22 protein-coding genes are annotated in these 23750 nt (G+C 65.3%); 7 read left to right on the plus strand and 15 right to left on the minus strand.

Annotated elements, in window-relative coordinates; genetic code table 11:
- Nucleotides 1-26: 26 nt before the first annotated feature.
- The 4 genes from Q9316_RS17625 to Q9316_RS17640 form a co-directional block, all read right to left on the minus strand.
- Nucleotides 27-533, minus strand: coding sequence for a GNAT family N-acetyltransferase (locus Q9316_RS17625; RefSeq protein WP_306032864.1), 507 nt, complete (start codon nucleotides 531-533; stop codon nucleotides 27-29).
- A 204-nt stretch (nucleotides 534-737) separates the two neighbouring features.
- Nucleotides 738-2567, minus strand: coding sequence for a translational GTPase TypA (gene typA / locus Q9316_RS17630; RefSeq protein WP_306032865.1), 1830 nt, complete (start codon nucleotides 2565-2567; stop codon nucleotides 738-740).
- Nucleotides 2568-2703: 136 nt separating this feature from the next.
- A complete protein-coding gene (locus Q9316_RS17635) occupies nucleotides 2704-4266 on the minus strand; it encodes an alkaline phosphatase D family protein (protein WP_306032866.1) in 1563 nt (520 codons plus the stop codon).
- Nucleotides 4267-4415: 149 nt separating this feature from the next.
- Entirely contained in the window at nucleotides 4416-6476 is a 2061-nt protein-coding gene (locus tag Q9316_RS17640) for a M3 family metallopeptidase (protein ID WP_306032867.1), read from the minus strand.
- A 386-nt stretch (nucleotides 6477-6862) separates the two neighbouring features.
- Here Q9316_RS17640 and Q9316_RS17645 point away from each other — a divergent pair, with 386 nt between their 5' ends.
- Nucleotides 6863-7981: a DUF475 domain-containing protein gene (locus Q9316_RS17645; RefSeq protein WP_306032868.1), complete on the plus strand. Its 1119-nt coding sequence runs from the start codon at nucleotides 6863-6865 to the stop codon at nucleotides 7979-7981.
- Between the two features lie 117 nt (nucleotides 7982-8098).
- Here Q9316_RS17645 and Q9316_RS17650 read toward each other — a convergent pair whose 3' ends face one another.
- The 5 genes from Q9316_RS17650 to Q9316_RS17670 form a co-directional block, all read right to left on the minus strand.
- Complete coding sequence (locus tag Q9316_RS17650) at nucleotides 8099-8263, minus strand: hypothetical protein (RefSeq protein WP_171902425.1); 165 nt, start codon at nucleotides 8261-8263, stop codon at nucleotides 8099-8101.
- A gap of 150 nt (nucleotides 8264-8413) precedes the next feature.
- The gene (locus Q9316_RS17655; RefSeq protein WP_306032869.1) at nucleotides 8414-9931 is read right to left on the minus strand and encodes a tripartite tricarboxylate transporter permease; all 1518 of its coding nucleotides are present in this window, start codon (nucleotides 9929-9931) and stop codon (nucleotides 8414-8416) included.
- A gap of 11 nt (nucleotides 9932-9942) precedes the next feature.
- Complete coding sequence (locus Q9316_RS17660) at nucleotides 9943-10431, minus strand: tripartite tricarboxylate transporter TctB family protein (RefSeq protein ID WP_306032870.1); 489 nt, start codon at nucleotides 10429-10431, stop codon at nucleotides 9943-9945.
- Nucleotides 10428-11372: a Bug family tripartite tricarboxylate transporter substrate binding protein gene (locus Q9316_RS17665; protein WP_306032871.1), complete on the minus strand. Its 945-nt coding sequence runs from the start codon at nucleotides 11370-11372 to the stop codon at nucleotides 10428-10430. Before Q9316_RS17665 ends, Q9316_RS17660 begins: the two co-directional genes overlap by 4 nt.
- A gap of 226 nt (nucleotides 11373-11598) precedes the next feature.
- Nucleotides 11599-12666 carry an ABC transporter substrate-binding protein gene (locus Q9316_RS17670; protein ID WP_306035348.1) on the minus strand — a complete coding sequence of 356 codons (1068 nt, stop codon included), beginning with the start codon at nucleotides 12664-12666 and terminating at the stop codon, nucleotides 11599-11601.
- Nucleotides 12667-12745: 79 nt separating this feature from the next.
- Here Q9316_RS17670 and Q9316_RS17675 point away from each other — a divergent pair, with 79 nt between their 5' ends.
- Complete coding sequence (locus tag Q9316_RS17675; protein ID WP_306032872.1) at nucleotides 12746-13420, plus strand: response regulator; 675 nt, start codon at nucleotides 12746-12748, stop codon at nucleotides 13418-13420.
- Complete coding sequence (locus Q9316_RS17680; protein WP_306032873.1) at nucleotides 13417-14802, plus strand: sensor histidine kinase; 1386 nt, start codon at nucleotides 13417-13419, stop codon at nucleotides 14800-14802. The genes Q9316_RS17675 and Q9316_RS17680 overlap by 4 nt, the downstream gene beginning before the upstream one ends.
- Here Q9316_RS17680 and Q9316_RS17685 read toward each other — a convergent pair.
- Nucleotides 14799-15440 (minus strand): LysE family translocator, encoded by a 642-nt coding sequence (locus Q9316_RS17685; RefSeq protein WP_306032874.1) that lies wholly within the window; start codon nucleotides 15438-15440, stop codon nucleotides 14799-14801. The two genes, Q9316_RS17680 and Q9316_RS17685, sit on opposite strands and share 4 nt — an antisense overlap.
- Nucleotides 15441-15614: 174 nt before the next feature.
- Here Q9316_RS17685 and Q9316_RS17690 point away from each other — a divergent pair, with 174 nt between their 5' ends.
- Together Q9316_RS17690 and Q9316_RS17695 are read left to right on the plus strand one after the other, a co-directional pair.
- The gene (locus Q9316_RS17690; RefSeq protein WP_306032875.1) at nucleotides 15615-16100 is read left to right on the plus strand and encodes a MarR family winged helix-turn-helix transcriptional regulator; all 486 of its coding nucleotides are present in this window, start codon (nucleotides 15615-15617) and stop codon (nucleotides 16098-16100) included.
- The gene (locus Q9316_RS17695; protein WP_306032876.1) at nucleotides 16097-17314 is read left to right on the plus strand and encodes a multidrug effflux MFS transporter; all 1218 of its coding nucleotides are present in this window, start codon (nucleotides 16097-16099) and stop codon (nucleotides 17312-17314) included. The genes Q9316_RS17690 and Q9316_RS17695 overlap by 4 nt, the downstream gene beginning before the upstream one ends.
- A gap of 57 nt (nucleotides 17315-17371) precedes the next feature.
- Here the strand turns inward: Q9316_RS17695 and Q9316_RS17700 are convergent, their stop codons facing one another.
- On the minus strand, nucleotides 17372-18595 hold the full coding sequence (locus Q9316_RS17700) for an argininosuccinate synthase (protein WP_306032877.1): 1224 nt from the start codon (nucleotides 18593-18595) through the stop codon (nucleotides 17372-17374).
- Nucleotides 18596-18778: 183 nt separating this feature from the next.
- Between Q9316_RS17700 and Q9316_RS17705 the strand changes: the two genes are divergently transcribed.
- Both Q9316_RS17705 and Q9316_RS17710 read left to right on the plus strand, forming a co-directional pair.
- Entirely contained in the window at nucleotides 18779-19630 is an 852-nt protein-coding gene (locus tag Q9316_RS17705; protein WP_306032878.1) for an SDR family NAD(P)-dependent oxidoreductase, read from the plus strand.
- Between the two features lie 85 nt (nucleotides 19631-19715).
- On the plus strand, nucleotides 19716-20357 hold the full coding sequence (locus Q9316_RS17710; RefSeq protein WP_306032879.1) for a LysE family translocator: 642 nt from the start codon (nucleotides 19716-19718) through the stop codon (nucleotides 20355-20357).
- Between the two features lie 5 nt (nucleotides 20358-20362).
- On the opposite strand, the gene Q9316_RS17715 is transcribed toward Q9316_RS17710, so the two are convergent.
- The 4 genes from Q9316_RS17715 to Q9316_RS17730 all read right to left on the minus strand — a co-directional run bounded on the left by Q9316_RS17715 (nucleotide 20363) and on the right by Q9316_RS17730 (nucleotide 23743).
- Complete coding sequence (locus tag Q9316_RS17715; RefSeq protein WP_306032880.1) at nucleotides 20363-20866, minus strand: DUF1287 domain-containing protein; 504 nt, start codon at nucleotides 20864-20866, stop codon at nucleotides 20363-20365.
- 121 nt (nucleotides 20867-20987) lie between these two features.
- On the minus strand, nucleotides 20988-21782 hold the full coding sequence (locus Q9316_RS17720) for an ABC transporter ATP-binding protein (protein ID WP_306032881.1): 795 nt from the start codon (nucleotides 21780-21782) through the stop codon (nucleotides 20988-20990).
- Entirely contained in the window at nucleotides 21782-22660 is an 879-nt protein-coding gene (locus tag Q9316_RS17725; RefSeq protein WP_306032882.1) for an ABC transporter permease, read from the minus strand. Before Q9316_RS17725 ends, Q9316_RS17720 begins: the two co-directional genes overlap by 1 nt.
- Nucleotides 22661-22789: 129 nt before the next feature.
- Entirely contained in the window at nucleotides 22790-23743 is a 954-nt protein-coding gene (locus Q9316_RS17730; RefSeq protein ID WP_306032883.1) for an ABC transporter substrate-binding protein, read from the minus strand.
- Nucleotides 23744-23750 lie beyond the last annotated feature (7 nt).

Raw genomic sequence — 23750 nt, forward strand, 5'->3', positions numbered from 1 at the left:
GCCCGGAAGCGGAAAGGCTCCAGGCGTCAGGACCAGACGAAGCCGATCTTCTTCAATTCCTTGTCGCCGAAATTCTCCATGCCCTCGGCAATGTCGCTGCCGCCGGCGGACCGGAAGAAATTGTGGGCGTGATCGCTGTCCTCCAGGCACCAGACGATCAGCCCTTTGCAGCCGAGCGACTTCAAAAGCCGCCGCGCCTCTCCGAAGAGAAGCCGGCCAAGGCCGATGCCCTGGTATTCCGGGCGCAGGTAGATTTCGTAGATCTCGCCTTCCTGCGGCAGCGCCCGGGCGCGGTTGAGGCCGAGCGTGGCATAGCCCGCCACCGTGCCGGCAACGTCCAGTACCAGGAGCGTGGCCGGACCGCGTGTCGCCTTGCGCCACCAGGCCTCGTCCCGCCGGTCGACCATCTGGTTGAGCGGCTTGTGCGGAATGAGGCCGCCATAGGCCTGCAGCCACGATATCCGATGCGTCTCGGATATCGCGCGCGCGTCCAGCGGCTCGGCGCGCCGTACATCGATCGACAGTGTTTTCATAACACGACTCTTATTCCCGCACCGATGCTGCCGGAATCCCGCACCAGACGGAGATTCTTCTTGCCCACAGGCGAGTTGGCGGCGGCAACGCGAAAAGTTAACGCTTTTTTAACAAACGTCACAAGTCGTAAAAAGATGGCACACACATGAAAAACCCCGGCGCGGGGGCCGGGGTCGTTCTTGTCCCGTTTTGGGAGTGTCCGATTATGCGGCGCCGGCCGAACGCTGCTTTTCGAATCGCTTGCGGTCGTTCGGGTCGAGGTGGAGCTTGCGCAGGCGAATGGACTTCGGCGTCACCTCGACGAGTTCGTCGTCCTGGATCCAGGAAAGCGCACGCTCCAGCGTCATCTTGATCGGCGGCGTCAGGCGGACGGCCTCGTCCTTGCCGGCGGCGCGGATGTTGGTGAGCTTCTTGCCCTTGAGCACGTTGACCTCGAGGTCGTTGTCGCGCGTGTGGATGCCGACGATCATGCCCATATAGACCTTCTCGCCCGCATCGATGACCATCGGGCCGCGGTCTTCGAGGTTGAAGAGCGCGTAGGCGACAGCTTCGCCGGATTCGTTGGACAGCAGCACGCCGTTGACGCGCCCGCCGATCTCGCCCTTGTAGGGCTGGTAGTCGTGGAACAGGCGGTTCATGATCGCCGTGCCGCGCGTGTCGGTCAGAAGTTCCGACTGGTAGCCGATGAGGCCGCGGGTCGGCGCGAAGAAGACCAGGCGGACACGGTTGCCGCCCGACGGACGCAGTTCGACCATCTCGGCCTTGCGCTCGGACATCTTCTGCACCACGACGCCGGAATGCTCCTCGTCGACGTCGATGACGACTTCCTCGATCGGCTCGAGCATCTGGCCGGTCGCCTCGTCCTTGTGCATGACGACGCGCGGACGCGACACGGCAAGCTCGAAGCCTTCGCGGCGCATGGTCTCGATGAGGACGGCGAGCTGGAGTTCGCCGCGGCCCGAAACGAAGAACGAATCCTTGTCGCCGGACTCTTCGATCTTGAGCGCGACGTTGCCTTCGGCCTCCTTGAACAGGCGGTCACGGATGACGCGGCTCGTGACCTTGTCGCCCTCGGTGCCGGCGAGCGGCGAGTCGTTGACGATGAAGGACATGGTGACGGTCGGCGGGTCGATCGGCTGGGCCTTCATGGCTTCGGTGACCGAGGGATCGCAGAACGTGTCGGCGACGGTGCCCTTGGTCAGGCCCGCGATGGCGACGATGTCGCCGGCATGGGCTTCCTCGATCGCCGTGCGCTCGATGCCGCGGAAGGCGAGGATCTTCGAGATACGGCCGTTTTCGATGAGCTTGCCGTCCTGGCCGAGCACCTTGACCGTCTGGTTCGGCTTGATCGAGCCGGAATGGATGCGGCCGGTGATGATGCGGCCGAGGAAGGGATTGGCTTCGAGGATCGTGCCGATCATGCGGAACGGGCCTTCGGCGACCTTCGGCTCCGGCACGTGCTTGAGCACGAGGTCGAGCAGCGGCGCCATGCCTTCGTCCTTCGGACCTTCCGGGTTGACGTTCATCCAGCCGTTGCGGCCCGAACCGTAGAGGATCGGGAAGTCGAGCTGCTCGTCGGTGGCGTCGAGATTGGCGAACAGGTCGAAGACCTCGTTCAGCACTTCCTCGTGACGGCCGTCCGGACGGTCGATCTTGTTGATCGCGACGATCGGCTTGAGACCAACTTTGAGCGCCTTGCCGACGACGAACTTGGTCTGCGGCATGGGGCCTTCGGAACTGTCGACGAGAACGATCGCGCCGTCCACCATCGAGAGGATGCGCTCCACTTCGCCGCCGAAGTCGGCGTGGCCGGGCGTATCGACGATGTTGATGCGCGTGCCCTTCCATTCGACCGAGGTTGCCTTGGCGAGAATGGTGATGCCGCGTTCCTTTTCGATGTCGTTCGAGTCCATCACGCGTTCGGCGACGCGCTGGTTTTCACGGAACGAGCCGGACTGCTTCAGAAGTTCGTCGACGAGCGTGGTCTTGCCATGGTCGACGTGCGCGATGATCGCGATATTGCGGATGGACATAGGTCGTAATCTCTGAGGTTCGGGGCGCGCGAAACGAAAGGGCGCCGTCTTCAATGGCCGGGCTCTTACATGTTTTTCCGCAAATGCGAAAGAGGCGGGCCGCAACTCTGTTGCCCGCCGGGCGCGCGGCTCCGTTTCACGACGAGCGCACCGGCGGCAGGGTGATACGCCAGAGTTCCTGGTCTTCCCGATCCATCAGGCGCACCGTCATCTCCTCGCTCGCGCCGTGGATATCGACAAGGCCGAAGAACTGCAGACCGGCGGAGGGCGGCAGGTTGCTGTCGATGCCGCCCTTGGACGACTTGATGAAACGCACCTCCGGCCCGAAGGTCATGTCGAGCGGTTTCGGCCCGTAGGTGCCGGAATGCAGCGGCCCCGAGACGAATTCCCAGAATGGGTTGAATTCCTGGAACTTCGCCCGCGACGGATCGTAATGGTGAGCGGCGGTGTAATGCACGTCCGCCGTCAGCCAGACGACATTGTGGATGGCATTGTCGCGCATGAAGGCGAGGAGGTCGGCGATCTCGCGCTCGCGCGCCGCCGGCGGACCGTTGAGGCCATCCGCCACGCCCTCGTAGCCGAGGCTGTTGGCGTGATCGTCCCAGATGACGAGGCCGAGCGGCATGTCGCAGGCGATCACCTTCCAGACGGCGCGCGAGGCGGCAAGCTCCCGGCGCAGCCAGTCCGCCTGCCGCCAGCCGAACAGGCCGTTTTCCGTGCCGCCCCGGTTGGGGCTGCGATAGGAGCGCAGATCGACGAAGAACACGTCGAGCAGCGGCCCGTAGGCGACCTTGCGGAAGATGCGGCCGGGCTCGGTGGGAAAATAGCGGATCGGCGTCATCTCGTGGAAGGCGCGCCGCGCGCGAGCCTCGTAGACGCCGATATCCTTGTCCGGATAGCGCCGGTCGCCGGTCAGGTCGCTCGATTCCGACCAGTTGTTCAGCACCTCATGGTCGTCCCACTGGAAGAAAGTGGGGCACTGGCTGTTGAAGGAAAGCAAGTGATCGTCGAGCAGATTGTATTTCCACTGGCCTCGGAATTCGGTGAGCGTGCGCGCCACGCTGCGCTTCTCGTCGGTGACGATGCGGTTCTTCCAGACCCCGCCGTCACGCAGCTTGATCTCGTCCGGGATCGGCCCGTCCGCATAGACCGTGTCGCCCGAATGGATGAAGAAATCCGGCTCGTGGCGCAGCATGGTCGAATAGGTCTTCATGCCGACATCGTCGATGCCCCAGCCCTGCCCCGCCGTATCGCCCGACCAGACGAAACGCACCGAGCGGTTGCGCATCGGCGCGGTACGGAAGCGGCCGACGACAGGCTCGGAAACGAGATGGCTCGAATAGGGATCGCTTGCCGTGAACCGGTAGAAGATGTCCTGATCCGGCAGGAGACCCTGCAGCATCGCCTTGACCGTATTGTCCGAGCCGCTGATCGCCTTCTGCAACGGCAGGCGCACGGCATCGACGAAACTCTCGGTGGTCGAGTAGTCCAGCGTCACCTCCGCCGGCCTGTCGACGCGCGCCCAGACCATGCCGGAGGAGCAATCGACGTCGCCGGATTGCACGCCATGGGAAAAGACCGGACTGCCGTGACGCCGCGCATAGTAGGGCACCGCCAGCGCCGAGGACGTGGCAAGGGCACCCGCCCCCGCCGTCAGAAGGAACGAGCGCCGCGTCAGCGTCTCGGGAACGATAACCATGCCACCTCCGGCCCAGCCCGCGAATCGACGGGCCGACCATCGGTCTGCGGCATGTCAGTCCGGTAACGGGACGATGACGGTTCACCCAAGGTTTGATGACGGGAGGATGACGGCCGGACGACCGTCATCGGTTCTGCGGGAGAGCTGGCCTAAGCCGCCAGCCCCTTCTTCTCCAGCATCGCTTCCGGGCTCGGCAGCTTGCCGCGGAAAGCCTTGTAGGCGTCTTCCGGATCGACCGAGCCGCCGACGGCGTAGATATAGGACTTCAGCCGCGCGGCCATGGCCGGGTTGAAGGCGTCGCCCGTTTCCGTGAAGGCGGCGAAGGCGTCGGCATCCAGCACTTCCGACCACATGTAGGAATAGTAGCCGGCCGAATAGCCGTCGCCGGCAAAGACGTGCTGGAAGTGCGGCGTCGCGTGGCGCATGACGATGGAGGCCGGCAGGCCGATCTTCTGCAGCACCTCCGCCTGCACCGCCATCGGATCCTCGACCGCGCCGCGCGTATGAAACGCCATGTCGACCAGCGCGGAAGAGGTGAATTCCACCGTCGCGAAGCCCGAATTGAAGGTGCGGGCGGCGAGCACCTTGTCGAGCAGCGCCTGCGGCATCACTTCGCCCGTCCGGTAATGCACCGCATAGCGCGTCAGCACTTCCGGCACCGTCAGCCAGTGCTCGTAGAGCTGCGAGGGCAGCTCGACGAAGTCGCGCGACACGCCCGTGCCCGAGACGGACGGATAGGTGACGTCGGACAGCATGCCGTGCAGCGCATGGCCGAATTCGTGGAAGAGCGTGCGGGCGTCATCCAGCGACAGCAGTGCCGGCTTGCCTTCCGCCGGCTTGGCGAAGTTGCAGACATTGTAGATGATCGGCAGCTCCCCGACCTGACCGTTCTTCAGCGGCAGGCGGTGCTGGCTCTGGTAGGAGCTCATCCACGCGCCGGAGCGCTTCGACGAGCGCGCGAAATAATCGCCGATGAACATCGCGACGAGCTTGTCGTCACGGTCGCGGATCTCGAAGACCCGCACGTCCGGGTGATAGACCGGCACGTCCTTCTTCTCGACTGCGTGGACATCGAAGAGCCGTTCGGCGACGTCGAAGCAGGCATCGATGATCTTTTCGAGCTGGAAATAGGGCTTCAGCTCGGCCTCGGAGAAGTTGAACTTCTTCGACCGCAGCTTTTCGGCGTAGTAGCGCCAGTCCCAGGGCATGACCTCGTGGTTGCGGCCCTCTTCGGCAACGAGCGCGGCAAGCTCCGCCTCCTCCTCGCGCGCCCGCGCCACGGCCTTTTCCCATACCTGCATCAGGAGATCGTTCACCGCCTCCGGCGTCTTCGCCATGGTGTTATCGAGCTTCAGCGCGGCGAAGCTGTCATAACCGAGCAGCCCGGCCTTTTCCGCGCGCAGCGCCAGCGTGTCCCGGACAATGCCGCGATTGTCCGTGTCACCCGCATTCTCGCCGCGCGCCGCCCAGGCACGGAAAGCCTGTTCGCGCAGGTCCCGGCGGGCGGAGAAGGTCAGGAACGGCTCGATGATCGAGCGCGACAGGGTGACAGCATAGCGTCCGTCATGTCCGCGCTCGCGCGCGGCGGCCGCCATCGCGTCCTTCAGGAAGTCCGGCAGTCCGTCGAGCGCATCGCCTTCGTCGAGATAGAGCACCCAGTTCTTCTCGTCGGCGAGCACGTTCTGGCCGAATTTCGCGCCGAGCCCGGCCAGCGTCTCGTTGATCGCCGAAAGCCGGTCCTGCTCGGGTTTTTCGAGCTTTGCGCCCGACTTGACGAACCCCTTCCAGTGCCGCTCCAACACACGCGTCTGTTCCAGCGAAAGGTTCAGCGCCTCGCGGCCCTCCCAAAGCGTATCGATGCGCTGGAAGAGCGCGGCATTCGTGCCGATCTTCGAATAATGCCGCGACATTTTCGGTGCGACGTCGCGCTCCAGCGCCTGGATCGTGTCGTTCGTGTTGGCGCCGGCACGGCTCCAGAACAGCGCCGAGACGCGCGAAAGCTCGTCGCCCGCGATTTCCAGCGCGACGATCGTGTTCTCGAAGGTCGCGGGCTCGGGATTGTTCGCGATCGCGTCGATCTCCGCCTCGTGCGCCGCCAGCGCCGCATCGAAGCTCGCCGCAAAGGCCTCGTCCTTCACCAGATCGAACCGCGGCAGGCCGTTGAGGCCGGTCCATTCGATGAGGGCGGGATCGATGCGCGTTTCCGTCATGGGGTCTTCCTCTCTGGCAAATCACCGTGCGGCGAATATAGGAACGGTCGGGGTGTCTGGTACAGGCCATCGGCAGAAAATACGGGAACCGACGCCGCGCCGCCACGTTAGAGGCGTGCGGCACCTTGCCTCTTGACGCGGACGCAAACTTCGGTGAAAACACCGATGATCCGCGGCCTTTGACATCGGTTGCCGCGGTGAACCCTGGTGCCGGGCCCCTCTGGCGAGAGTTTTTACGGCGCTCTCGTGATGTCGGTACCGCCAGCAATTAGCCGGCGGATTCAAACGCACATGAACATCCTGACCATGCCTTACCCGCATGCCCGTCGTGGTATGCGCATTCTCAATTCCCGTATCTCCATGGCTTCCCGCATGGAGGCGCTGTCATGATCGGCAACGGCGAAGGCAAATCCACCCTCTCCTATCTAAAATGGGCCTTCATCTCCACCGCCATCGGCCTTGCGCTCGGCGCCTGGCTGGGCTGGCAGACGGAAGGCACGCTTGCCGGCATGGCGACCGTCTTCTTCATCTGCGCCGTGCTCGCGGTGCTGGAGATTTCGCTCTCCTTCGACAACGCCATCGTGAATGCCAACAAGCTCAAGGACATGACGCCTGTCTGGCAACACCGGTTCCTGACCTGGGGCATCGTGATCGCCGTCTTCGGCATGCGCATCGTCTTCCCGCTGCTGATCGTCGTGATCGCCGCCGGCATTGGGCCCATCGAGGCGCTCGTCCTCGCAGCGCGCGAGCCGCAGGAATATGCCCGCATCATGAACGAGGCGCACCTGCCCATCGCCGCTTTCGGCGGCACCTTCCTGATGATGGTCGGCCTCACCTACTTCTTCAACCATGAGAAGGACGTGCACTGGATCGGCTTCATCGAGAAGCACATGGCCCGTTCGGCGACCGTCAAGGGCATCGAGATCGCCTTCGTTCTCGCGCTGATCCTCGTCTTCTCGAACCTTCTCGAGGGCGAGGCCGCCAACACCTTCGTGCACGCCGCGATCTACGGCCTCCTCACCTTCCTTGCGGTGGAGGTGGTCGGTGGCCTGCTCGACGCTTCGCAGAAGGCGATGTCGGAAGCGGCCAAGGGTGGCCTCGGCGCCTTCATCTACCTCGAAGTGCTCGACGCCAGCTTCTCCTTCGACGGCGTCATCGGCGCCTTCGCGCTGACGCAGAACCTCTTCGTCATCGCCATCGGCCTCGGCATCGGCGCCATGTATGTGCGCTCGATGACGATCATGCTGGTGGAGAAGGGCACGCTGGCCGAATACCGCTACCTGGAGCACGGCGCGTTCTACGCGATCCTCATCCTCTCGGTGGTCATGTATTGCCAGACGCTGGTGCACATCCCCGAGGTCATCACCGGCCTTGGCGGCGCGGCGCTGATCGGCATCTCGCTCTGGTCCTCGATCCGCTACAACAGGCGCGAACGGGAACTCGAGCACCACGAGGTGCCGCATGGCTCCGACCGCGTGGCGGCTCAGCTCGGCAAGAACGCCTGAGGCTATGGCCGGCCGTTTCGACGGCCGGCTTTTCCTGCACGGAACCTAAAAATACAGAAGGCCCGCTGGTCTTGCGACCAGCGGGCCTTTTCCATTCAGGGAATTCTCTATGCCGCGTTAGACGCGCGGGAAGTCGGCGGGGTTGATGCCGAGCGTCTTCAGGTCGCGCTCCTTCGGGCGGCGGTGCCCTTCGACAGCCGCGGCGGCCGCGTTGGCAGCGCTCAGTACGGCGAAGGCCCGGCCGAAGAAGCCCTGGGCGAAGGAATTGCGGAGGGTGGTCATTGGATTGCTCGCTTTCTGTTTTAGCTTACGAGCAGAAGATGATGCTTCGGGCGCCGAAGTACAAGCAACGGAATCTCAGCCCAGCCATGCAACGAATGCAGGCCGGAAACGGGTTTCCGGCCTGCATTGTTTTCAATCGTCAAGGAAACGTCAGTCTTCGTTCGCGGCGAACTGCGAGAGGACTTCGCCCTTGCCGCGCGCACGCAGGATGAGCGGCACGACGACAGCGAGGAAGGCAAGGCCGAACAGCACCGCCGCAATCGGCGACATGAACAGCGATGTCACGTCGCCCTGGCTGATGGCGAGCGCCCGGCGCAGCTGCTGCTCTGCCATCGGCCCGAGGATGAGGCCGACGACAACAGGCGCGATCGGATAGCCGAAGAGGCGCATGGCAAAGCCGAGCAGGCCGAAGGTGAGCAGCATGCCGAGTTCGAAGACCGACGGATTGGCCCCGATGGTGCCAAGCGTCGCGAACAGCAGGATGCCGGCATAGAGCCAGGGCTTGGGGATCGTCAGCAGCTTCACCCAGAGGCCGATCAGCGGCAGGTTCAGCACCAGCAGCATGAAGTTGGCGATGAGGAGGCTGGCGATCAGGCCCCAGACGAGCTGCGGATTGGTCGCAAACAGCAGCGGCCCCGGCTGGAGGCCGTATTGCTGGAAGCCGGCGAGCATGATCGCGGCGGTCGCCGTCGTCGGCAGGCCGAGCGAGAGCAGCGGTACCAGCGTGCCGGCGGCCGACGCGTTGTTCGCCGCTTCGGGACCGGCGACACCCTCGATGGCGCCCTTGCCGAACTCCTCCTTATGCCTGGAGAACTGCTTTTCCGTCGAATAGGACAGGAAGCTTGCGATATCCGCACCACCGGCCGGCATGGCGCCGATCGGGAAACCGATGAACGTGCCGCGCAGCCAGGGCTTCCACGAACGCGCCCAATCCTGCCTGCTCATCCAGACCGAGCCCTTGACCGCCTCCACCTTGTCGGGGATGCGGTCGCCCTGACAGGCGACGTAGAGCGTCTCGCCGATGGCGAACATGGCGACGGCAAGCGTCGTCACCTCGATGCCGTCGAGCAGGTCCGGAATGCCGAAGGAAAGCCGCGCCTGGCCGGTCTGCTGGTCGATGCCGATGATGGCAAGGCCGAGGCCGACGAAGAGGGCGGTGAGACCGCGCAGCGTCGAATCGCCGAAGGCGGCCGAGACCGTCACGAAGGCGAGCACCATCAGCGCGAAATATTCGCGCGGGCCGAAGGAAAGCGCGAACTTCACGACGAAGGGTGCGATGAAGGCAAGGCCGATCGTGGCGATGAGCCCGGCGACGAAGGAGCCGATCGCCGCGGTCGCGAGCGCAGGCCCGCCACGCCCGGCGCGGGCCATCTTGTTGCCTTCGAGGGCAGTGACCACAGAGGCGCTCTCGCCCGGCGTGTTGAGCAGGATCGAGGTCGTCGAGCCGCCATACATGCCGCCATAGTAGATGCCGGCGAACATGATCAGCGAACCGGCGGGATCGAGCTTGTAGGTAACGGGCAGCAGCAGCGCCACGGTGAGCGCCGGGCCGATGCCGGGCAGCACGCCGACGGCGGTGCCGAGCGTCACGCCGATCAGCGCATAGAGCAGGTTCATCGGCTGGGCGGCAATGGCGATGCCCTGCAACAGGAATTCGAAAGTACCCATCGGTCAGGCCCTCAGAAGAACAGGTGCTCGAGCGGCCCGGCGGGCAGCGAGAGTTGCAGGAAGCGGCCGAAGATGATGAAGACGACGAAGCTGAGCGCGATGCCGATCGGCAGCGAGATCCAGAGCTTGCGCCGGCCGAAGCCGAAGGCCGTCAGCGCGAAGAGCACGCCCGTCGCGATCGAGAAGCCCGCGGTCTTGAGCAGCAGCATCTGCCCGGCAAGGCCGGCGACGATGAAGACGATCGGCTGCATCTCGATTGGCTCACGCTCGGGAAAATCGCCGCGCCATGCCTCGAAGCCCGTCCAGACGGCGAGCAATGCCAGGCCGATGGCGACGACATGCGGCACGGTGGCGGGGCCGATGCGGGAATAGTTGCTCATTTCGGCAAGGCGGCCGGCATCCCACCAGATCACGGCCGCAAGGACGAAGAGAACCGGTGCGATGACCAGCGCCGCCCTGTCGGGGCGGCGCTTTTCGTGAGAGGACGGAACCTCGCTCATTTGACGAGCCCGATATCCTTGAGGATGCTTTCGGTCGCCGCGATATCCTTGTCGAGCTGTTCCTTGAAGGCGTCACCGGCGAGGTAGGTGTTCTGCCAGCCCTTGGTCTTCAGGATACCCTTCCAGGCTTCGGAGTTCACGGCCTTCTCGATGTCGGCATTGATCGCACTGACCTGCTCGGCCGAAAGGCCGGGCGCCGCAGCGACCATGCGCCAGTTTTCGACGACGACGTCGAGCCCGCCTTCCTTGATGGTCGGGGCGTCGATGCCCTCGATACGCTCGGCGCTGGAGATGGCGATCAAACGCAGCGCGCCGGCCTTCACCTGGGCTTCGAATTCGCCGTAGCCGGAAATGCCGGCGGTTACCTGGTTGCCGAGGATCGCGGCCAGCGCCTCGCCGCCGCCCGCATAGGCGACATAGTTGATCTTGGTCGGATCGACGCCGGCCGCCTTGGCGATCAGGCCGACCGCGATGTGGTCGGTGCCGCCGGCCGAGCCGCCAGCCCAGGAAACCGCACCCGGATCCGCCTTCAGCGCCTTGACGAGATCATCCATGTTCTGGATCGGCGAAGCGGCCGGAACAACGATCGCTTCATATTCGCCAGTCAGGCGCGCGATCGGCGTCACGTCCTTGAGCGTCACCGGCGACTGGTTGGTGAGGATCGCGCCGACCATGACGTAGCCGCCGACGATGAGTGCGTTCGGGTTGCCGGAATTCTGGCTGGCGAACTGGGCAAGGCCGATCGTGCCGCCGGCGCCCGGAACGTTCACCACCTGCACGCTGCCCGAAATCTTCTCATCCTGCAGGACGGTCTGCAGCGAACGGGCGGTCTGGTCCCAGCCGCCGCCCGGGCCGGCCGGGGCGATGATCGAATAATCCGCGGCAAAGGCCGGAAGCGCCATGGCGCCGGCGATGAGGGATGCCAGGAAGAAATGTTTCAAGAGTGTATCCTCCGTCAGGCGCGGTTTTCGCGCGTTGTTGATTGTGACGAGAGGATAGGCGGCCGTGGCGGCGCGAACGACGGTTCGCGGGCGCGGTTTCGGCAGAAGTCTCCTCCCGGTCTTCCGTCCGCCTCCACGGACTATGAAGACCCCTAAGCCAGCACAAGAAGCTGACATCTACCTGACATGGTAGCGCACCTGCCCCCGTTGTCGAGCGCAGAACGCGCTACTGGGTGCGCAGGACCTCGTTCCAGCGGGCGATCAGCCGGGCGCGCTTGACCTGGTCGAGATAGACCATCAGGCCGGGACTGACCGGCACCGGTTTCAACTGCGCGCCCAGCAGCGCGTTCATCGTGCGCGCCGTGTTCGAGCCGGACACATCGGGGCTGACGGCGGCGATCTGCAATTCGCGCGACAGAATCTCCTGCCCTTCCTTCGACATGAAGAAGGCGAGGTAGCGCCGGCCGAGATCCGGCGAGGCCGCCGCCTGCGGCACGAGCCCGATGCGCGACATGACGACCGTATAATCCTTCGGCAGCACGATGCCGACATCGGGATGGCGCGAGGCCCAGTCTGCCGCATAGGAGCCGAGAATGTTGTAGCCGAGCACGAAACGCCCGTCCGCCACGCGCTCGAGGATCGCCGAACTCGTCGAATAGAGTTTTACGCCGGCCGCGCCCATCGCCTGGATCACCGTCCAGATATCGCCGAACTGCTCCTGGTCGCGCGCCATGAAGAGGAAGCCGACGCCCGAACGCTCGATGTCGTAAGTGCCGATACGGCCGTAGACCTTCTCGCCCTGCCGCTTGAGGTAATCGACGAATTCGGCGCGGGAGGCCGGCGGTTTCCCGTCCTTGAAGCTCGGCTTGTGATAGACGAAGACGGCGGGCTCGAAGGTCAGCGCATAGGCCGTGTTGCGCCAGTTGGCCCAGCTCGGCCAGCGCTCGCTCATCGGCAGGTCGCTGCGCTGGGCGTAGCCGTCGTTGCTGAGCTTGACCTGCAGGTCCATCGCAGAAGAAAAGGCGAAGTCGGCGGTCTTCTGGCCGGCATCGGTCTCGCGCACGATTCGGTCGTGCACCTCGCCCGTCAGCATCTCGTCATAGCGCACCGCGACATCGGGATTGGCCGCCTGGAACCCCTTGATCATCGGCCGGGCGAGCGGCTCGTCGAGCGAGGAATAGACGACGAGCACCGGCGCATCGGCATTGCCGTCGCGCGCCGGAAAGAAGGTCGGCTCGGCAAGTGCGGAAAGCGGCGCGCAAAGAAGCGTAAGAAGGCTGAGGACAAGACGCATGGCGCGACCTTGCCAAAGCGCGAGGCCGTTCACAAGTGCGCCGCCCATCGCTAAGCTCCTTGTGGGAGGACGAAACGACGTGCGCATTCTACTGGTCGAGGACAACGAAGCCCTGGCGGACGGCCTGTCCGCCATTCTCAAGGGCACCGGCCATGCGGTGGACCTGGTGCGCGACGGCGCCTCCGCCGATGCCGCCATCGCATCGGAGAACTTCGACCTCGTCATCCTCGACCTCACCCTGCCGGAAATGGACGGGCTCGACGTGCTGCGCGCCATGCGGGCCCGCAAGAGCAAGGCGGCCGTCCTGATCCTGACGGCCCGCGGCGCACCGGAGGAGCGGGTGCGCGGCCTCGATCTCGGGGCCGACGATTACATGATAAAACCCTTCGACATCTCCGAATTCGAGGCGCGCGTGCGCATGCTGCTGCGTCGGCAGGCGGGCCTGCGCTCGTCCGCCGTCACCTTCGGCGGTGTCGCGCTCGATCTCAATTCGCGCACCTTTTCCGCCGAGGGCGCGCCGCTCGACATCCCTGCCCGCGAACTCGGCCTCCTCGAAATCCTCTTCATGCGCGCCGGCAAGGTGGTCGCCAAGGAGGCGATCATGCAATCGCTCGCCGCCTTCGACGACGACCTCTCGGCCAACGCCATCGAACAATATGTAAGCCGGCTAAGGAAACGGCTGGCGCCGCACGGCCTGACGGTCCGCACCGCCCGCGGCATCGGCTATTACCTCGACAAGGCGAGCGCCGCTTGACCCTCCTTCCGGCCTCCTCGCTCCGCCGGCGCCTCCTCCTCTGGCTGCTCGTCTCGACGGCGGTAATCGGCATCGTCGCCCTTGTCGACACCTATAACGAAGCCGTGAAGACCGCCAACAACGTCTCCGACCGAGTGCTCGCCGGCTCGGCGCTCGCCATCGCAGAACGCGTCGTGGTGACGGAGAACGGCCTGCTCGAGGTCGACATCCCCTATGTCGCGCTGGAAATGCTGACCTCGGCCGCGCAGGACCGGGTCTTCTACCGGGTAGACGGGCCGCCCGGCCAGTTCATCACCGGCTACCAGACCCTACCCACCATTGCGGATGGGGGTGGCCAGCCCATCGGCTTTGCGGACGCCACCTTCCGCGGCGAGCCGATTCGCATCGCCGTGCTGCAGCGCTCGGCCTCCACCGGCATCAATTCCGTGCCCTTCGCCGTGACCGTCGCCGAGACCACCATCGCCCGTCGCCAGTTGACGCAGACGATCCTGCTGCGCTCGGCACTGCGCCTTGCCATGATGATCGCCGGCGCCGCCATCATCGTCTGGATCGCCGTCACCGTGTCGCTCCGTCCGCTCTACCGGCTCAGCGACGCCATTGCCGAGCGCAACCCGAGCGACCTGCACCCGATCGAGCAGCGCGTGCCCAGCGAAGTGCAGGGCCTCGTCGACACCGTCAACTCCTTCATGGTGCGCCTGCAATCGGCGCTCGATGCGCTGCGCCACTTTTCCGGCAATGCCAGCCACCAGCTACGCACGCCGCTCGCCATCATCCGCACGCAGCTCGCGCTCGCCAGCCGCGCGGGCACGCTGGCGGAGGCCCAGGAGGCCGCCCGCAAGGGCGATGCCGCCGTCGCCCATGCCGAGCGCATCCTCGCCCAGCTTCTCCTGATGGCGAAGATCGACGCCGCCGGCTCCAACGAGCCGCAGAAACCGGCGCCGGTCGACATCGCCGCGCTCGCCCAGCAGCTTACCGCCGACCGCGTGCCCGCCGCCGCCGAGGCCGGCATCGACCTCGGCTACGAGGGCGAAGGTCCGGCGCTCGCCCGCGCAGAGCCGCTGCTCTTCGGCGAACTCCTGCGCAACCTCGTGGAAAATGCCCTCGCCTATGCCGGAAACGGCGCGGAAGTGACCGTGCGGGTGCAGGAGCTTGCCGCTGCCGTGCTGCTCACCGTCGAGGACAACGGCCCCGGCATTCCTCCCGAGCGCCGCGGCCTCGTGCGCCAGCGCTTTTCGCGCGGCGAACATCGCGACGCACCGGGCATGGGCCTCGGCCTGCCGATCGTCGAGGAGATCGCCGCCCTGTTCGACGCGACGATGGTGCTGGAGAGCGGTGCGGACGGACGCGGCCTGCGCGTCACGATCCGCTTTCCCGCAGTCTAGGCTTTGCGCCAGCCGAGCAGGCCGGGCGCGGCATGCCAGACCGCCTGCACGGCAAAGCCCATGAAGAGCAGGCCCGACATGCGCACGATCGCCAGTTCATGGCGGCGATAGAACCGGCGCACCAGACCAGCGCCGATAATCGTCACCAGAACGACGTCCGCCACCAGGAAGCCAAGGAGGGAAACACCGAGCAGCGTCGGCAGCGCCTGGAAGTCCAGCGCGTTCGACGAACTGGCGAGCAGCGCCGTGAAGGTTGCGAGCGCCACCGGATAGCCCTTCGGATTGGTGAGGCCGAAGACCAGGCCGCGGCGCAGAGGGCGCTCGACCGCCATCATCGCGCTGCCATCCACGCGCTTCTTCGCCCGAAGCGCCGACCAGCCGATCCATGCAAGGTAGAAGCCGCAGAAAAGGCCGAGCACATCGAAGACCATCGTGCCGATCGTCTTGGCCCCGACGATCGCGACGAGCGCAAGCGTCGACCAGACGAGGTCGCCGGCAAGGTGCCCGCCGAGGAAAAGCGCACCCGCCTTGCGCCCCTGCCCGGCCCCGATGCCGAGCAAAGCGAGGAAGGCCGGGCCCGGGATAAGCACGTAGAGCAGGGCAGCCATGAAAGCGCCGAATAGCATCGAACCGGTCATCGAGAATCCCCTTGAATCTCAAGGCATTCCAGTCCGCGGCGCGGGTTTCGTCAAGGTGGATCCACGGGCATTTTTGCGTTTCGCAGGGCAGCCATGCATTGCCGCCGCAGCTTGACGGTTGTCCATTCCGGCGGCGCATAGTAAGCTACGCTTACCATAACCCAGAAAGCCATCATGCCCCTTCGCCCCGATCCCGACGCCCTCGGTTTCGTCCTTATCGACGTTGCCCGCATGCTGCGTAGCGCCTTCGAGCGCCGCATCGCCACCGCCGGCCTAGGCCTTACGCCGGGGGAGGCGCGCACGCTCGTGCGCATCGCCACGCTGGAAGGCAGCCGCCAGCTCGAAATCGCCCAGCGCATGGGCATCGAGCCGATGACGCTCTCCACCTATCTAGACCGCCTCCAGAGCCTCGGCTTCATCGAGCGCCGTCCCGACCCGGCCGATCGGCGCGCCAAGCTGATCTACACGACACCGTCTGCCGGCGAGCTGATCGCCAACATCCGCACCGAGCAGATCGAACTGATGCAGCATGTGACGAGCGGCATCGGCGAGGCGGAGCTGGACCTGATTCGCAGCCAGATGAAACGGCTGCGCGCCAATCTCTGCGCCATCGAGGAGGACGGCTCCGCCCTTTCGCTCGTCCAGGAGGTCGGCCGATGACGCGGGCGCGCATGAGCGAGCGCCGCACCAGCATCATCAGCGCTTTCCTCGTCGCGCTCGGCCCGGTCTCCATGGCGCTCTATACGCCCGCCATGCCCGAGCTGGTGCATGCCTTCGGTTCCACGGAATCGGCGATCAAGCTGACACTCTCGCTTTATTTCGCGGGCTTTGCCCTCGCCCAGCTCGTTTCCGGCACCATGTCGGACGTGCTCGGCCGCCGCAAGACGACGCTGATCTTCATGGCGGTCTATCTCGCCGGCAGCCTGATGGCGGCCTTCGCGCCCACGGTCGGCGTGCTGCTTGCCGGCCGCCTGGTGCAGGGCATCGGCGCCTCCGTCGGCATGACCGTCTCGCGCGCCATCGTCCGCGATCAGTTCATCGGCACCGAGGCGGCCCGCATCATGAACATGGTCGGCATGATGCTCGCCATCGGCCCGGCCGTCTCGCCGACGCTCGGCGGCTTCGCGCTCGGCCTGTTCGGCTGGCAATCGATCTTCTTCCTGATGGTCGGCTTCGCGCTTGCGGCCTGCGGCGCGGTCTATTTCTGCATGGCGGAAACCACCACGCCGGATCGGACCAAGGGCCATATCGGCCCGATCCTTCGCGGCTACGGCGAGCTTGCCACCAGCAGCCGCTTCGTCTCCGCCACGCTCGTCATGGCGGGCGCCGTCGGCGCGCTCTACGGTCAGGCGACCATGCTGCCCTTCGTGCTGATCGACCGGGTCGGCCTGACGCCCACCCAGTTCGGCGTCGGCATGCTCATGCAGTCCGGCTTCTTCTTCGCCGGAACCGTCGTCGTGCGGCTCCTGATGCGCAAGATGACGCCGGCCCGCATCGTCTTTCCCGGCCTGTGCTTCATCGGCATCGGCAGCATCCTGATCGCGCTCGCTTCGCACATGATGGAGCCGACCTTCCTCAGCGTCATGGGCCCGGTCGGCATCTACGCCTTCGGCATCGCCTTCGTCATGCCCTACATGATGACGGCCGCCATGGAGCCCTTCCCGCACATTGCGGGCTCCGCTTCCGCCGCCATGGGCTTCATCCAGATGGGGTCCGGCTTTATCGCCGGCCTTATCGCCGCCGCCATCGGCCTGCCCCTCTTCGCCTTCGGCACCATCATCCCTGCGATGGGCCTGATGGCGATCCTCTCCTATGCCTGGTATCGCGCGATCTGCACGCGCGACGCGCAACTGGCGACGGAGCCGGCCGAATAAAAAACCCGCCGCCGTTTCCGGCAGCGGGCTTTTCCATTTCATGTCACGTCGGGCCGGTCAGCCGCGCTTGTTGCGGGCGGCGAGCGTGCGCAGCCGCAGGGCATTCAGCTTGATGAAGCCGGCAGCGTCCTTCTGGTCGTAGGCGCCCTGGTCGTCCTCGAAGGTGACGAGCTTGTCGGAATAGAGCGACTTCGGCGATTCCCGGCCGGTGACCATGACATTGCCCTTGTAGAGCTTCAGCGTCACTTCGCCCTCGACATGTTCCTGGCTGCGGTCGATCGCCGCCTGCAGCATCTCGCGCTCCGGCGAGAACCAGAAGCCGTAATAGATGAGCTCGGCATAGCGCGGCATCAGCTCATCCTTGAGATGGGCCGCGCCGCGATCGAGCGTGATGCTCTCGATGGCACGGTGCGCGGCGAGCAGGATCGTGCCGCCGGGCGTCTCATAGACGCCGCGCGACTTCATGCCGACGAAACGGTTTTCCACGAGGTCGAGGCGGCCGATGCCGTTGTCGCGGCCGTAATTGTTGAGTGTCGCCAGCAGCGTCGCGGGCGACATGCGCACGCCGTTGATCGACACCGCATCGCCGCGCTCGAAGCCGACCTTGATGACGGTCGCCTTGTCGGGCGCGCTCTCCGGCGAGATGGTGCGCATGTGCACGTATTCCGGAGCCTCGACGGCCGGGTCTTCCAGCACCTTGCCCTCGGAGGAGGAGTGCAGCAGGTTCGCGTCGACCGAGAACGGCGCTTCGCCCTTTTTGTCCTTGGCGACCGGGATCTGGTGCTGCTCGGCGAATTCGAGCAGGTGTGTGCGGCTCTTGAACGACCAGTCGCGCCATGGCGCGATGATCTTGATATCGGGGTTCAGCGCATAGGCGGAAAGCTCGAAGCGGACCTGGTCGTTGCCCTTGCCCGTCGCGCCGTGCGCGATGGCGTCGGCGCCGGTCTTGGCGGCGATCTCGATCAGGTGCTTGGAGATCAGCGGGCGGGCGATCGACGTGCCGAGCAGGTAGACGCCTTCATAGACCGCGTTGGCGCGGAACATCGGGAAGACGAAATCGCGCACGAATTCCTCGCGCACGTCCTCGATGAAGATCTCCTTGATGCCGAGCATCTCGGCCTTCTTGCGCGCCGGCTCCAGCTCCTCGCCCTGGCCTAGATCGGCCGTGAAGGTTACGACCTCAGCGCCGAGTTCGGTCTGGAGCCATTTCAGGATGATCGAGGTGTCGAGGCCGCCGGAATAGGCGAGAACGACTTTCTTCACGTCTTTATGTGATGCCATGATGATGAGGTCCGTTGCATGAAGGGACGCGGCAAGCCCGCGAAAGCCCGGTGTCGCGGCACTTTTAGCGAGATTGGCGCGTGACGCAAGGGCGAGGCTCAACGCGTCGTGACACAAGCCGGGTTTGACGGGAAGGGATGACACCCCATATTCGGCTGAGTGGACCATTGAAGAGGTGATCCCATGATCAGCATCAAGGACATCATCAAGCCGGACAATGTCGCCGTCGTCACCGGCGGCGCCTCCGGCATCGGCCTTGCCGCCGCAAGACGCTTCGCCGAGGCCGGCATGTGCGTCGCCATCGCCGACCGCAACGCCGACCAGCTCGGCGAGGCGCGCGCCGAACTCGAGGCGATCGCCGGCGAGGCGAATGTCATGGCCATGGAGACGGACGTCGCCCACCGGCACGAGATGGAAGCGCTGGAACGCGCCGTTCTCCAGCGTTTCGGCCGGGTACATTTGCTGATGAACAATGCGGGCATCCAGCCGGATACCTCCATCTTCAGCGCCGAGGCCAATTGGGATCATATCCTCGCCGTCAACCTGATGGGCGTCATCCACGGCACCCAGGTCTTCGGACCGAACATGCTGGCGCATGGCGAGCCCGGCCTCATCGTCAATACCGGCTCCAAGCAGGGCATCACCACGCCGCCCGGCAACCCGGCCTACAATGTCTCCAAGGCCGGCGTGAAAGTCTTCACCGAGGCGCTCCAGCACGAGCTGCGCAACACCGCGGGCGCGAGGCTCTCCGCGCATCTCCTCATTCCCGGCTTCGTTTTCACGGCACTGACGAAGGGCGAGCGCACCGAAAAGCCCGATGCCGCCTGGACGGCGGCCCAGACCGTCGATTTAATGCTCGAAAGCCTGGAACGCGGCGATTTCTACATCCTCTGCCCGGACAACGACGTCCCCCGCGCGCTCGACGAACGGCGCATGGCCTGGGCGATCGGCGATGTCATCGAGAACCGCCCGCCGCTCTCGCGCTGGCACAAGGACTATGCCGAAAAATTCCGGGCATTCGTGGAGGAGACGTAACAGCCGATCATAGACTTTGATTGGCAGTTCCCGGAAAGCCCGGTAAGAGTGCCCTTATCTTCCCCGGCTTTCGAGACCCATCGCCATGGACTTCCTGCCCGCGCTCCCGACGCTTCTTGCCTTCACCGCCGCGAGCCTGCTTCTCGCAATGACACCCGGCCCGGACATGACCCTCTCGATCAGCCGCGCGCTCTCGCAGGGACGCGGCTCGGCGCTCCAGGTGGTCATAGGCACCAGCCTCGGCATCGTCGTGCACACGCTGCTCGTCGCCTTCGGCATCTCGGCGCTCATCACCGCCTCGCCGATGGCCTTCACGGTGCTGAAGACCGGCGGCGCGGCCTACCTGCTCTGGCTTGCCGTCCAGGCGATCCGCTACGGCTCGAACATCTCCGTCAAGGCCGCAACCGGCCCGCGCGGCACGGCGCTGGCAAACATTTCGACCGGTTTCTGGGTGAACCTGCTCAACCCCAAGGTCATCATCTTCTTCATGACCTTCCTGCCGCAATTCATCAGCGCGGGCGATCCCGACGTCACCGGCAAGCTGATCTTCCTCGGCATCTTCTTCATCGTCGTCGGCATACCGGTGAACATCGTCGTGATCCTTGCGGCCGACAGGCTTTCCGGCTGGCTCCAGCGCAACCCGAAGGTTCTGCGCGGCATCGACTATACATTTGCCGGCGTGTTCTCCCTTTTCGCGATGAAGATCTTCTTCACGCAGGCGCGTTAAGGCGATCACACCCGATAGCGGTAGTGGCCGGTGATCGAGTAGGCAAAGAGCACGTCCTCAAGCCGCGCGCCGGCCCCGATATTGTGCACCACGAGCGGCCTTGCGCCGTCGGCGCTGCGCTCATCCGCAACGATGCCGATATGCGGCAGGTTGCCGGGCAGCATCTGCGAGACGATGTCGCCGGGCCGGTAGTCTCCACCGTTGTCGCTGATCGCCAGCGCGGCACCGGCACGCTTGAAGAAAGCCTGCAGGTTCGGCACCCGACGATGATCGATGTTCCGATCGGTCTTGTTGAGCCCCCAGAGCGGGGGATAGGCCGAAAAGGCGCGCCGCATGTCCTCGTGCACCAGCACCTGCAGGTCGAGGTTCAGCCCGTCGCGGTAGGCCCGCACGATGACATCGGTGCAGACGCCGCGCTCGCGCGGCACGTCGCCGCCGGGATAGTCTAGCCGGGAGTAGGCGGCATCATAGGTCAGCGTGACGCCGACCTGCCGGCGGGCGGCGGCCACGAGCTTTTGCGCGGCACCCTCACCTTGCTCCGCCCGCAAGAAAACCGCGACGCAACAGCATGCGCACCCCCAATATCCGATCGCGAGAAGCTGCGGGCGGATTCGGGCGCTTTGTTGGCCGTCAGCCGATCAGGAGGGCATCGTCGTCCAGCGTCTGGCCGCGCATCTTGCGGAACATGGCGATGAGGTCCTCGACTTCCAGAGTCTTGCGGCTGTCGCCGGCCACATCGAGCACGATCTCCCCGCCATGCAGCATCACCGTTCGGTGGCCGTAATCGAGCGCCTGTCGCATCGAATGCGTCACCATCAGCGTCGTCAGCTTGCGCTCGGAGACGATCTTCTGGGTGAGGGTCATGATGAATTCCGCCATACCCGGATCGAGCGCCGCCGTATGTTCGTCGAGCAGCAGCACGTCGGAACCGGCGAGCGTCGCCATGACGAGCGAGACGGCCTGCCGCTGACCGCCGGAGAGGAGGTCCATGCGGTCGCGCATGCGGTTCTCGAGGCCGAGATTGAGCTCGGCGATGCGCTCGCGGAAATGCGCGCGGCGCTGCGGCCCGAGGGCCGAGGCGAGGCCGCGCCGTTCGCCGCGGCGGGCGGCGAGCGCCAGGTTCTCCTCGATGGAGAGCGCGCCGCAGCTGCCCGTCAGCGGATCCTGGAAGACGCGCGCGACGCGGCCTGCCCGCGCGGCCGTGCCCTGGCGCGTCACGTCCGTCGTGCCGATCTTCACCTGACCCTCGGTTGCGATCACGTCGCCGGCGAGAACACCGAGCAGCGTCGACTTGCCGGCGCCGTTCGAGCCGATGACCGTGACGAACTGGCCTTCCTCGATTGTGAGGCTGACGCCGTTCAGCGCCTGCTTCTGCAACGGCGTGCCCTTGCCGAAGGTGACCTTGATATCGGAAACGGAGATCATCAGGCGGCTCCCCCGCGGCGAAGGCGCGGCAGAACGAGCGCCACGGTGACAAGCAGCGCCGTCACGAAATTGAGATCGGAAGCCTGGAGGCCGAGCACATCGGAAGACAAGGCAAGCTGGATGGCGATGCGGTAGAGAATCGAGCCGAGCACGCAACCAATCAACGCCATGAGGATGCCGCGGGCGCCGAACAGCGTCTCGCCGATGATGACGGCGGCAAGGCCGACGACAATGGTGCCGACGCCAGAGGTGACGTCGGCAAAGCCGTTCGTCTGGGCAAAGAGCGCGCCGCCGAGGGCGACCAGCGCGTTGGAGAGCGCGATGCCGAGATAGATCTGGCGGTTGGTGTCGACGCCCTGCGCGCGGGCCATGCGGGCATTCGCCCCGGTCGCGCGCATCGAAAGGCCGGCGTCGCTTTCCAGGAACCGCCAGACGACGATGACGGCGACGACCACCAGGATACCGACGAAGAGCGGGCGGACGTAGAAGTCGCGCAGGCCGAGGCCGAAAAACGGGCTGATCATCGTCTCGGCATTGATCAGCGCGACGTTCGGCTTGCCCATGACGCGCAGGTTCACCGAGAAGAGCGCGATCATCGTCAGGATCGAGGCGAGCAGGTTGAGGATGCGGAAGCGCACGTTCAGCGTCGCCGTGACAAGGCCCGCGATGGCGCCGGCCACCATGGCGGCGGCCGCGGCGAGCCAGGGGTTCACGCCCGCGATGATCAGCACGGCCGCAACGGCCGCGCCGAGCGGAAAGGACCCGTCCACGGTCAGGTCCGGAAAGTCCAGCACGCGGAAGGAAAGATAAACGCCGATCGCGACGAAGGCAAAGACCAGCCCCAGTTCGACGGCACCCCAGAAGGCAATCAGGCTCACGGCTCTTACGCTTTCTCTTGTTCACCCGTTCCGCGGCGCTCGCGGGAGGGGCCTTTCTAACAGATCAACCGCTGCCGGGCGATCCGGCAGCGGTTGATTCCGATTTCACTTGTCCAGCGGTACGGCTGGTTATTCGATGACGCGGGTCGCGCGGCCGACGACGGCTTCCGGCAGGGTGACGCCCATCTTGGCGGCCGCACCCTTGTTGACGACCAGGTCCGTGCCGGCGGCAACCTTCACGGCGATGTCGCCCGGGTTTTCACCCTTGAGGATGCGCACGACGATCTCGCCCGTCTGCTTGCCGACGTCCTTGTAGTTGAAGCCGAGGGCCGCGATGGCGCCGCGCGAGACGGAATCCGTGTCGGCGGTGAAGAGCGGGAGCTTGGCTTCCTCGGCAACGGCGACCGCGCCTTCGAGCGCGGAGATGATCGTGTTGTCCGTCGGAATATAGATCGCATCGGCGCGGCCGACCAGCGCACGGGCGGCGCCCTGTACTTCAGCGGACTTCGTGGCAGCGGATTCGACGACAGTCAGGCCGGCCTTTTCCGCTTCGGCCTTCAGCACGGCGAGCAGCGAGACGGAGTTCGCCTCGCCGGAATTGTAGAGGTAGCCGATGGTTTTGGCTTCGGGCAGGATTTCCTTGATCAGCGCCAGATGCTCGGCGACCGGCGACAGGTCGGAAAGGCCGGTGACATTGCCGCCGGGCTTGTCCATGTCGGTCACGAGCTGCGCGCCGAGCGGATCGGACACGGCCGTGAAGACGATCGGAATATCCTTCGTCGCGGAGACGACGGCCTGCGCCGACGGCGTGGAGATCGGCACGATGACATCGGGGCCTTCGCCGGCGAACTGGCGGGCGATCTGCGCGGCCGTCGCGGGGTTGCCCTGCGCGGATTCGTAGAGGAACTTGAGGTTCTCGCCTTCCTTGTAGCCGGCCGCCGCCAGCGCTTCCTTGACGCCGTCGCGGGCGGCGTCGAGCGCCGGGTGTTCGACGATGGCGGTCACGGCAACCGTGACGTCCTCGGCCTTTGCAGGCATCGAAATCGCGAGCGTGGCCGCGACGGCAAGCAGAAGATGGCGCATGGATGGG

This window comes from Shinella zoogloeoides (genome assembly GCF_030733845.1).
Lineage (GTDB): Bacteria > Pseudomonadota > Alphaproteobacteria > Rhizobiales > Rhizobiaceae > Shinella > Shinella zoogloeoides_C.

Coding starts and splice junctions, on each gene's coding strand:
- Q9316_RS17625 (WP_306032864.1), bottom strand. CDS start 533: ATGAAAACACTGTCGATCGATGTACGGCGCGCCGAGCCGCTGGACGCG.
- typA (WP_306032865.1), bottom strand. CDS start 2,567: ATGTCCATCCGCAATATCGCGATCATCGCGCACGTCGACCATGGCAAG.
- Q9316_RS17635 (WP_306032866.1), bottom strand. CDS start 4,266: ATGGTTATCGTTCCCGAGACGCTGACGCGGCGCTCGTTCCTTCTGACG.
- Q9316_RS17640 (WP_306032867.1), bottom strand. CDS start 6,476: ATGACGGAAACGCGCATCGATCCCGCCCTCATCGAATGGACCGGCCTC.
- Q9316_RS17645 (WP_306032868.1), top strand. CDS start 6,863: ATGATCGGCAACGGCGAAGGCAAATCCACCCTCTCCTATCTAAAATGG.
- Q9316_RS17650 (WP_171902425.1), bottom strand. CDS start 8,263: ATGACCACCCTCCGCAATTCCTTCGCCCAGGGCTTCTTCGGCCGGGCC.
- Q9316_RS17655 (WP_306032869.1), bottom strand. CDS start 9,931: ATGGGTACTTTCGAATTCCTGTTGCAGGGCATCGCCATTGCCGCCCAG.
- Q9316_RS17660 (WP_306032870.1), bottom strand. CDS start 10,431: ATGAGCGAGGTTCCGTCCTCTCACGAAAAGCGCCGCCCCGACAGGGCG.
- Q9316_RS17670 (WP_306035348.1), bottom strand. CDS start 12,666: ATGCGTCTTGTCCTCAGCCTTCTTACGCTTCTTTGCGCGCCGCTTTCC.
- Q9316_RS17685 (WP_306032874.1), bottom strand. CDS start 15,440: ATGACCGGTTCGATGCTATTCGGCGCTTTCATGGCTGCCCTGCTCTAC.
- Q9316_RS17690 (WP_306032875.1), top strand. CDS start 15,615: ATGCCCCTTCGCCCCGATCCCGACGCCCTCGGTTTCGTCCTTATCGAC.
- Q9316_RS17695 (WP_306032876.1), top strand. CDS start 16,097: ATGACGCGGGCGCGCATGAGCGAGCGCCGCACCAGCATCATCAGCGCT.
- Q9316_RS17700 (WP_306032877.1), bottom strand. CDS start 18,595: ATGGCATCACATAAAGACGTGAAGAAAGTCGTTCTCGCCTATTCCGGC.
- Q9316_RS17705 (WP_306032878.1), top strand. CDS start 18,779: ATGATCAGCATCAAGGACATCATCAAGCCGGACAATGTCGCCGTCGTC.
- Q9316_RS17710 (WP_306032879.1), top strand. CDS start 19,716: ATGGACTTCCTGCCCGCGCTCCCGACGCTTCTTGCCTTCACCGCCGCG.
- Q9316_RS17720 (WP_306032881.1), bottom strand. CDS start 21,782: ATGATCTCCGTTTCCGATATCAAGGTCACCTTCGGCAAGGGCACGCCG.
- Q9316_RS17730 (WP_306032883.1), bottom strand. CDS start 23,743: ATGCGCCATCTTCTGCTTGCCGTCGCGGCCACGCTCGCGATTTCGATG.